The sequence below is a fragment of the uncultured Negativibacillus sp. genome, assembly GCF_944388365.1.
Classification (GTDB): Bacteria; Bacillota; Clostridia; order Oscillospirales; family Ruminococcaceae; genus Negativibacillus.
Window position 1 is genome coordinate 1 of the sequence record NZ_CALXIN010000073.1, and the last position, 9,049, is coordinate 9,049.

The following is a 9,049-nucleotide window of genomic DNA, read 5'->3' on the forward strand; positions in this document are numbered from 1 at the left end:
CTTTTCGGATGTGGTAGACCGATGGAGTAAAGATATTGCCTGGGTACTCCTCATGTATCTGCGGTGCATCCTCTTTCAGCGCATCATCAATGGTGTATACGCCTGGCAGCTCCTCATATTCTACCTCGATTGCTTCCAGCGCCTGATCCACCAGGTCCTTGCTCTGTGCCGCTACCATGGCAACCGCATCGCCCGCATAACGGATGCGGCCTATCAGGTACATATATCCTGCCCAGCTCTTGGGCTTTCTCATTTCTTCAAAGGTGACAACCGCCTCTACACCGGCGATCGCTTTTGCCTTGGTGGTGTCGATGCGGGTAACTCTCGCACTGCTGTATGGACTGCGGAGCACACCGGCATACAGCATCCCTTCCATGTAAATATCCGCTGCATAGCGCGCTTTTCCGGTGACCTTGGAAACGCCGTCAATCCTTGGCTTGGACTGATTGAGCGTGTTAAATTTCTTTTCTCCCATCAATGGCATCGTTCAAAACCCCTCTTCTATTGAAATTTCCAAAATTCTTCGGTTGCCTGTCTCAGTTCCTGCCTTGCTTTTTCCTTGTCCATCGTGGTCAGCACACCATCTCGTTTCAGCCACTGACCATCCACCATGACATTGACCACATTTTGTGGATTGCAGAACAGAATCAGCTGGTCATAGATATTCTTTTCGTTGATCGGTGTCGGCAGCAGAATGTCCACCGAAATCAAGTCTGCCAGGTTTCCTTCACGGATGCTGCCGGCATCCTCAAGTCCGATCGCTTTGGCTCCCATCGAGGTAGCCATCTGATAAACCGTTTTGGCCGGCATCACCTGCGGGTCGCGCTGGTTTGCCTTGTGTACCAAAAAGGCAGCGCGCATGACCTCGAAAAAGTTGGTGACATAGCCGTCGGCTCCCAGTCCCACCGTCATGTTGCGGTCGAGCATTTTGCTCACCGGTGCAAAGCCGCCGCCGACCTCGCAGTTGGAAATCGGCATGGATACCACCGAAACCTGATGTTTTGCCAGAATGTCAAGCTCCTTGTCCGAAACCTGCACAACCTGCGACGCCAGAACATTGCGGTCAAGATAGCCCAGCTGCTCATATCTCTCCACCGGTGTCTGCTGATAATGTGCTCTGCACCAGTCGCCCTCATAGCAGCTTTCGGAGAGGTGCATGTGGATCGGCGCGCCGTTTTCGTCCGCCATCCGTTTTGCCTTTTTGATAAATTCATCCGAACCGGTAAACAGTGTGTGGATGCTGTTGATTCCCTGTATAAGGTGATGTTCGCCCTTGTTTTCACGGACAAAGCGGTCGTTTTCCATCAAACCGGCGTTCGCATTTTCCTTGCTGATTCTCTCACACGCTTCAAAGGTCAGCTTGCCGCGCAGACCGCTTGCCTGTACGACCTCCTTTTCCGCATCCAGTCCGCCAGGAATGGCATTGGGAGCTTCCAGAATGTCCACAAAGGAGGTAACGCCGCTCTTGATCATCTCGATGCAGGCCCACTTTGTTGCCGCCTGAATGTAGCGATGGTCCAGACGGTTCTCGACATAAGGCCACCAGAAATCTTCCAGGAAGCTGGAAAACTCGGTCACTACCGCATCCGCCGAGATGCCGTGAGAGTAAAATCCGTACATGTGGTTGTGTCCATTGACAAAACCAGGCAGAAGGATCTGGTTGTGCAGATAGATCTGTTCTGCTTACTTGATCTGCTGCAGCTGCTCATTTGGAGCCACTTTGACAATTCGGTTGTCCTGTACCTGTACTCCCCATTTTTCTTTTAAGCCGCTTTCCAGGAGAAGGTAGTCAGCCTGTATTACTTTGTTTTGCATTCCTGCGCACTCCCTTTTCGCCAAAAAATTAAAGGCATTTGACAACCTTTGAGAAAGGTTGTCAAATGCCTTTAAAATTTGCAGATGATGAAAATTTCTGATCGTCTTTGGTCAATGATGAACATGACCTGTAACTTTGCGTTAGGAATATCACAGGAAAAATTATCTGTCAATAAGAGTGCGTACGATTCAGTACTTTTTATAAATTCAATCCATGGGATTTATCCATATTTACTGATAAATCTTTCAAAAAGCCTTCTGAAATTCTTTTTAATTTTTTTGTTATTACCAATTATATTGCCTTTCTTACAAGTTTTATTGTATCCCTCTTTTCCGCGCTGCACTTGATGCTGTCGCTTTCGCGGCTGCCGTTTTTATAGCCGCGATAGACTTCAATAGCATTTGCCGCTGATGACAACCTCGTCGTCACCGAGGGAGGAAGAGGATGTACCATTCCGCCTCCTGCGCCTTTGTCACTGTCGGATAGGGATCGCTGTTCTTGTAGGGATTTTTGAACATACCAAGCATTGACGGCGGCACTTTCTGTTGGTGGAGGGATGTGGATTGGAGGTTACTTCCTCGGATGCAAAGGTTTTGAGGACAGTCCGCTTGTGCAAAAGCGGGTCATCGCTACCGCTCAGACAGAATCTCCTCGTCCGGCGGGCAGGTGTAGCGGCCGTTCTGTGCGCCCTTTCCCTTGCAGTCGATGGCATGGGTCGGGCACTGGTTGATGCAGCCCAGACAGAACATGCACTGGTCGCCAAACGAGATGCCTGTGTCGGTCAGCCGGATGTTGCCGGTCGGACAATCCTGCACACAGCGTCCGCAGCGGACACACTGTTCGGACACGGTAAAGGAACAGATCTTGCTCATAAAGTGGTTGAATCCCCAGTTGACCATCCCCGACAGCAGCCGGTCTTTAGCGCTTTCCTCTTTGCTGGGCAGGTGCTCGCCCTTGGAAATCCGCTCGGCAGTCTGCCGGATGAGCGGCAGCGATGCCCTGATTTTTTCGATGGCCTGGGATTTTTCCAACATACGGTCGGCAATCAGGAAGTTGTCCGGCATGCGGATGTCCTGAAAGCCCAGGAACTCCATCCCTCTTTGCTCCAAAAGCGTTTGGCAGGCGCTTGCCGCAGCGCCCGAGGAACCGCCCATGGTCACCACGACATACCATTTTCTGCTGCCCGAAAAGCCGGCTTTGGCGAGAAAATCCTGCACCCTCACCGGAATCTTCCACGCATAGACCGGCGCCACCAGCACATACGGTTTTTCGGAAGAAAATTCTCCCTTTGATTGGTTTTTAAGATAGTCGTTCAGGCAGACAAGCTCGTCCTGACAGTGGTCGGCAAGGACCTTTGCCACAAAACGGCTGTTGCCTGTTGCAGAAAAGTAAAAAATCATGTGCTGTATCCCCCTTGGATTCCTTTTTTCCTCTGCATAGCGCAGGTACTCTGTCGGCTTTGTCCGCTGCTGTGCAGTTTTATACGCTGTTTTCTTCTTATTATTCTACCTTCAAGATAATAAAAAACAAATCCCTTGTCAATATTTTTGATGTGCTTTTACAGGTGCAGTAACAGGATAGACGTCATTTTCTGAAAAATGTCCGCCTACAAACGTCTTAATGGCTTCTTGCCAAAGATTCTAAAAAAGTTTACCTTGGTTTCACCGAATTTGTACGTTTTTCTTTTCCATTTTCGGCCCAATGTTAAATCTATGTAAAATCATGTTAAATCGGCGTTCCGGCCCTTGAAAACAACAAAAATATTGTGTATAAATTGAATGAAAGAATAAAATTTTTGTTAAATTATGGAGGAAGTATCGTGAAGATTACAGATTTTATCAGTCTGCTCGGTGGTCTTGGTTTGTTCCTGTACGGCATGCAGATGATGAGCAACGGTTTGGAAGCCGCTGCTGGTAATCGCATGAAAAAAATTCTGGAACGTCTGACTTCTAATCGTTTTCTGGGTGTTCTGGTCGGTGCAGGTATCACCGCTGCCATCCAGTCCTCGTCTGCTACTACCGTCATGGTGGTCGGCTTTGTAAACTCGGGCATGATGACCCTCAGCCAGGCTGTCTGGATTATTATGGGTGCCAACATCGGTACCACCATCACCGGTCAGCTGATCGCACTGGACGTCGGTGCGCTGGCTCCGCTGTTTGCCTTCATCGGCGTGGCACTTATTGTCTTTATCAAAAAACAGCGCGTCCATCACTACGGCAAGATCATCGCCGGTCTGGGTATCCTGTTCATCGGTATGGATATGATGAGCTCCTCGATGATGCCGCTGCGTGAATCGGAAGCCTTCATCAACCTGATGACCAAGTTCTCCAACCCTGTTCTGGGTATTCTCGCCGGAACCATCTTCACTGCTGTTATCCAGTCCTCCTCTGCATCGGTCGGTATCCTGCAGGCACTTGCCAGCAGCGGTGTCATCGGCCTTTCGCAGGCAGTTTATGTGCTGTTCGGTCAGAACATCGGTACCTGTATCACCGCCGTTCTGGCATCCATCGGCACCAGCCGCAGCGCAAAACGCACCACTATCATCCATCTGATGTTTAATATCATCGGTACCATCATCTTTACCATCGTCTGTATCCTTACTCCGTTTGCACTCTTTGTGGAGGGGCTCACCCCTGGCAATGTCTCTCAGCAGATTGCAAACATGCACACCATCTTTAATATCACCACTACCATTTTGCTGCTGCCATTCGGCAACTATCTGGCCAAGCTTGCAACCAAGATTCTGCCTGACCTGCCGGAAGAAAAAAGCGATGTTATGCATCTGGAATTTATCCGTCCTATCCCGATTGAAAACCGCGGCGAAACCAAGATCGGTCTTTCCGCTATCGCAATCACTGCCATCAAGAAGGAACTGCAGCGTATGACCTCGATGGCAAGAGAAAATGTCACCATGAGCTTTGAAGCGGTCCGCGATGCCAACACCAGCATGCTCGATGACATCCGCAACCGTGAGGAGTACATCGACTACCTCAACAAAGAGATTTCCAAGTACGTTTCCCGCACACTGGTTAAAGAGAGAAACCCGAAAGACTCGCAGTACATGAGCGCACTGTTTAAAGTCTGCGGCAACCTGGAACGTATCGGCGACCACGCCATGAACATCGGTGAATACACCAACATGATTAAAGAAAAAGACATCACCTTCTCCAGAGAGGTTCGCGGACAGCTTGCCATGATGCAGGAAGTCTGCGAGAAGGCACTGGACATGATCGACCAGATCGAACAGGTCGGTTACAGCGCCGAAACCCTGAAGAAGATCGAAGATCTGGAGCAGCAGATCGATGACATGACCGAGGACTTCCGCAACAGTCAGATCGAGCGGATGCAGACCGGAGCATGTTCCGATGAAGGCTGCGTCATCTACTCCGAGATGCTCACCGACTTCGAACGTATCGGCGACCACATCCTCAACATTGCTCAGGAAATGTCCGGCGCAGTCGGCGACTAAGAAAAAAACAACGGCACTGCAAACCAATCGGTTTGCAGTGCCGTTTTCTTTATTCAACAAACTACTGAAGCTGTGCAACGATGCTTCCATACTGAGAAGCGGTCACATCGGTGTCCTCTGCACCGGTCAGCAGCACAAATCGTGCGACCACCGTTTCGCCTCCTGGCACCAGCCAGGTGCCCGAATAGGTCTGCTGCTGGGTAGAAATGGTGCTTTCCAAGGTGGAATAGTAGGAAGTTTCTGCACTGTTGTGAAAGGCATTGTCCGCCCAGAAATAGCCGTCCACTGCGCTCTCGTTTTGCAGCGTGCAGCTGACCAGATAGTAGCCATATTCCTCGGGTTCCACTCCCATATTGGGACAAAGCTCCTGAAGTGCTGCTTCATCCAGCCGCTGTTCGACGGTGATGTCGGTCAGATGCACCCGACTGTACTCGGCAAAGTACAGGTCGTCAAAGCCGGAAAGATAGACGACGCCCACCACCAAAATCAGTGTGGCAAGCCAGAGCAGTTTTCCCAGTATCTTCATTTGCTACACCTCCTCGACCTGCAGCGGGATGCGAACCAGCGTGCTGACTCTATCGTCCGATGCAAAGTCCATTTCCTGCATCTCCCGCACACACAGCTGGTATTCCTGACTGCCGACCGGCGTCAGAAACAGCGCAACGTCGCTGTTTTCAGACAGTCCCATCTTTTCAGCAGCTATCTGGTTCAGCTCCCAGCTGTACACCTCACGATAAACCACATCGTCCACCTTGAGGTAAAAATCCGCAAAGATGCTTCCCTTTAGCTCCACCGCTGTCAGCTGCATCCCTGGAGCAACCTCGTAGCCGTTTTCCTTCAGCAGATCCTCCTGCTGGGTCTCGATAGGAATATTCATACACCTTCCTGCGCCGAACATCTCTCCGTCCACCGGATAGGTTTCGTCCTGGACAATCTCGACCACCTTCATCTGTGTGGACTGCTGGTCGTTTTTCTCCTTGATCATAGTAAACACAAGCTGACGCACCGGACCTGTCAGCACAACCACCAGGACAATCCACAAAACAAGGCCTGCGATGCTTGTACCGCAGCCGGCACAGCCTGTTTTTTTAGCTTCCTTGGGCGTCTGCTGCTGCTGCGGCTCCCCAGAATAGGAGGATTTTTCCTGTGCTTTGGCACGCAGTCGGGCAATGCGCTCGCTTCTTTTCTCTTCCCGCTCCTTTGCCCGTTCGTGCCAGCTGGGTTTATCGGACGGTGCCTCTTCCTCCTGTCCGATGGGATTATAGTTTCCGCAATAGGGACATAACTCGTCGGTATCGGTGTCATACCGCTTGCCACAGGCCTGACATTTGATCTTCATCCTGCGCCCTCCTTTTATTATTTTTTGTCACACTCCCGCCTGTTTTTTCATATCATGGAAGGAAAAGAAACGAAACGGGGTGTTATCCTTGCCAAAAATATTTCTCAGTCCATCCACACAGGAATTTAATCCTTACGCCACCCAGGGCAACGAGGAATACTGGATGAACCTGCTTGCCGATGCGATGGAACCATATCTGCGTTCCAGCGGCATCGAGTTTACCCGCAACGACCCGAACAAAACGGTGGTCGATTCGATCAACCAGTCCAACCTTGCCCACTACGGGATGCACGTTGCCCTTCATTCCAACGCCTCTCCCGAAGGAATGGCAGGTCTGTTGCAGGGCACCGACGTCTATTACCGCCCGGGTCAGGACGCTGCTGCACAGTCGAGCCAGCGATTTGCCAATCTGGTTGTCGAGGAAATGCGAAAAATCTATCCCATTCCTGAACGGGTCAACGCCCGTCCGACCGACTACTTAGCCGAGGTGCTCCAAACCCGCTCTCCGGCGGTACTGATCGAGGTTGCCTACCACGACAACGCCCAGGATGCCCAGTGGATTCAGGAGAACCTCGACGCCATCGCCGAAAGCATCGTCCGCGCACTGTGTACTTACTTTGGTATTCCTTTTTCCATGCCGCAGCCTGAGCGCGGCGGAATGGTCAACACCGGCGGAGCCAACCTGAACATCCGCAGCATGCCCACCACCAATTCGACCATCGTCGCCGTCGCACCGGACAAAGCCAAGCTGACTGTCTATTCCAAGAGCGGAGACTGGTATGCGGTGCGCTATCAGAACGCCACCGGCTATGCCTACGCGCCCTATGTGCTGGTCTCTGACAACTAAAGGAGGTCTGTCCCATGAAAGTGTTCCAATGTTCCTCCCAGGATGGGAGCGTGTCCAGTATGATCGCGCCTTCCATCCCTGTCGTCTTTCCGCAGTGCTGCCCGTATCCATACGGACAGTGCTGCATGATGCCAAACTGCTGTCCGGACGGCTGCATCGACTGCTGCTCCGACCCGACCGCAATCTTTCCGCTGGGTGAGCTGCCCTGTGACAGCACCAGCGGCGTATCGCCCTTCTCCCAGAACACACTGACCCAGAACTCCGTCGCTCCTGCTGCCAGCGCAACTCCTCCGGTCAGCAGCGCCGCGGCAAGTTTTGCCGCGCTGCCGCAGTCAAAAGCGGCTCCTGCCATGGGCAGTGCCGTGCAGTACTCGCTGCGCAGCTCCGAGGTTCAAAATGCCCAGCTGCTCTCGATGGTGCCCGATGTCATCTCCGGTCAGGACATCCGTTCCCACGAAACTGGGCTGTTATTCGCTCCAGGAAACCTGTATTTTGTTTCGCTGAGCCTGAAAGCACAGGCGGGCAGCGGCGAATTTTGCGAGGTCATCGCCCAAATCGACGGAGCACTCCATCCCGATCTGTGCGCCTTTTCCACCGTGCCGCAGTCCGAGGAGCCGCAGGAGGAGCCAAACCGCCTGAGCGCCGGACTGTGCACCAACTTCCTGCTGGACACGGTCGGCGCACCAAACGACCGACTGGTCGAGCTGATGTTCCACACCAGCGCCGACCATCCGGTAGCCGTCACCGGCAATCTGCTGGCGTTCAAGCTGGGCAGCATCCTGCAGGAATAGCCGTTATTCCTGCTTAGGGTCCGGTCCCAGTCCTTCCAGCTCCTGTTCGATCTTGCAGTTAAACTCGTTCTGGGTGCCGCAGTACGGACAATCGACCATTACGTCGTAAATCTTTTCGGTCACCAGCATCATACCGCTGACCTGAGCCGTTTTCAGCTCTCCCATTGGTACATAGCCGGCAACCTCTCCGTCCCCTTCGGACTGATAGTACCAGGTGAATTTTTCGCCGCATTTCTGACAGCGGCAGGTATCTTTATACAAAGCCATAGCTACACTTCCTTTCTTGTTTGTTATATTATACCATCTTTCCCCTTTTTCTGAAAGACACAGGGCGATGTTTTTTTGTATTTGGGCAAGTTTTATGCTATAATCAGAAAAACATACCGCTCTGACAGAAAGGGGAAGGATTTTTTTATGATGCAGATTCCTGACATTGCTTTTACCCACGCAGGCAAGTTCCATGCCGACGACGTGTTTTCCGCCGCACTGCTGCGGCTGTTTGTACCGGACATCCAGATCAAACGGGTGATGAGCCTGCCCGAAGGCTTTGACGGGCTTGCCTTTGACATCGGCTGGGGAAGATTTGACCACCACCAGAGCGGCGCACCGGTGCGCGAAAACGGCGTACCTTATGCCGCCTTTGGTCTGCTGTGGAGAGAGCTTGGAGAAGCGCTGGTCGGCGAAGAAGCCGCAAACTTTGACGAGCACTTTATCCAGCCGCTCGATTTGGAGGACAACACCGGCTGCGGACATCCGCTGGCAGCTGCCATCGGCGCCTTCAATCCCT

Annotated in this window: 10 protein-coding genes and 1 pseudogene; 4 read left to right on the forward strand and 7 right to left on the reverse strand. The window is 52.0% G+C overall.

Annotated features, from left to right (window positions below; genetic code table 11):
• From Q0L39_RS09050 to Q0L39_RS09065, 4 genes and pseudogenes are all read right to left on the reverse strand, one after another.
• Positions 1-484 (reverse strand): annotated as a pseudogene (locus tag Q0L39_RS09050) (carbon monoxide dehydrogenase); the annotation flags it as partial.
• 17 nt (positions 485-501) lie between these two features.
• Positions 502-1,674, reverse strand: a complete 1,173-nt coding sequence (locus Q0L39_RS09055) for an amidohydrolase family protein (RefSeq protein WP_366916357.1) — start codon at positions 1,672-1,674, stop codon at positions 502-504.
• 9 nt (positions 1,675-1,683) lie between these two features.
• Entirely contained in the window at positions 1,684-1,815 is a 132-nt protein-coding gene (locus tag Q0L39_RS09060; RefSeq protein ID WP_296628539.1) for a hypothetical protein, read from the reverse strand.
• A gap of 630 nt (positions 1,816-2,445) precedes the next feature.
• On the reverse strand, positions 2,446-3,216 hold the full coding sequence (locus Q0L39_RS09065) for an EFR1 family ferrodoxin (RefSeq protein ID WP_296628541.1): 771 nt from the start codon (positions 3,214-3,216) through the stop codon (positions 2,446-2,448).
• A gap of 419 nt (positions 3,217-3,635) precedes the next feature.
• On the opposite strand from Q0L39_RS09065, the gene Q0L39_RS09070 reads away from it, so the two are divergent.
• Positions 3,636-5,285, forward strand: a complete 1,650-nt coding sequence (locus Q0L39_RS09070) for a Na/Pi cotransporter family protein (protein WP_296628543.1) — start codon at positions 3,636-3,638, stop codon at positions 5,283-5,285.
• 61 nt (positions 5,286-5,346) lie between these two features.
• Here Q0L39_RS09070 and Q0L39_RS09075 read toward each other — a convergent pair whose 3' ends face one another.
• Entirely contained in the window at positions 5,347-5,811 is a 465-nt protein-coding gene (locus Q0L39_RS09075) for a hypothetical protein (protein ID WP_296628545.1), read from the reverse strand.
• Between the two features lie 3 nt (positions 5,812-5,814).
• Entirely contained in the window at positions 5,815-6,624 is an 810-nt protein-coding gene (locus Q0L39_RS09080) for a hypothetical protein (protein WP_296628546.1), read from the reverse strand.
• 79 nt (positions 6,625-6,703) lie between these two features.
• Here Q0L39_RS09080 and Q0L39_RS09085 point away from each other — a divergent pair, with 79 nt between their 5' ends.
• Both Q0L39_RS09085 and Q0L39_RS09090 read left to right on the forward strand, forming a co-directional pair.
• Entirely contained in the window at positions 6,704-7,471 is a 768-nt protein-coding gene (locus Q0L39_RS09085) for an N-acetylmuramoyl-L-alanine amidase (RefSeq protein ID WP_296628548.1), read from the forward strand.
• Between the two features lie 14 nt (positions 7,472-7,485).
• Positions 7,486-8,262, forward strand: coding sequence for a hypothetical protein (locus tag Q0L39_RS09090; RefSeq protein WP_296628549.1), 777 nt, complete (start codon positions 7,486-7,488; stop codon positions 8,260-8,262).
• Between the two features lie 3 nt (positions 8,263-8,265).
• On the opposite strand, the gene Q0L39_RS09095 is transcribed toward Q0L39_RS09090, so the two are convergent.
• Positions 8,266-8,529 carry a hypothetical protein gene (locus tag Q0L39_RS09095; RefSeq protein ID WP_296628551.1) on the reverse strand — a complete coding sequence of 88 codons (264 nt, stop codon included), beginning with the start codon at positions 8,527-8,529 and terminating at the stop codon, positions 8,266-8,268.
• Between the two features lie 147 nt (positions 8,530-8,676).
• Between Q0L39_RS09095 and Q0L39_RS09100 the strand changes: the two genes are divergently transcribed.
• The coding region (locus Q0L39_RS09100; RefSeq protein ID WP_366916356.1) for an MYG1 family protein at positions 8,677-9,049 on the forward strand (373 nt) is incomplete at its 3' end.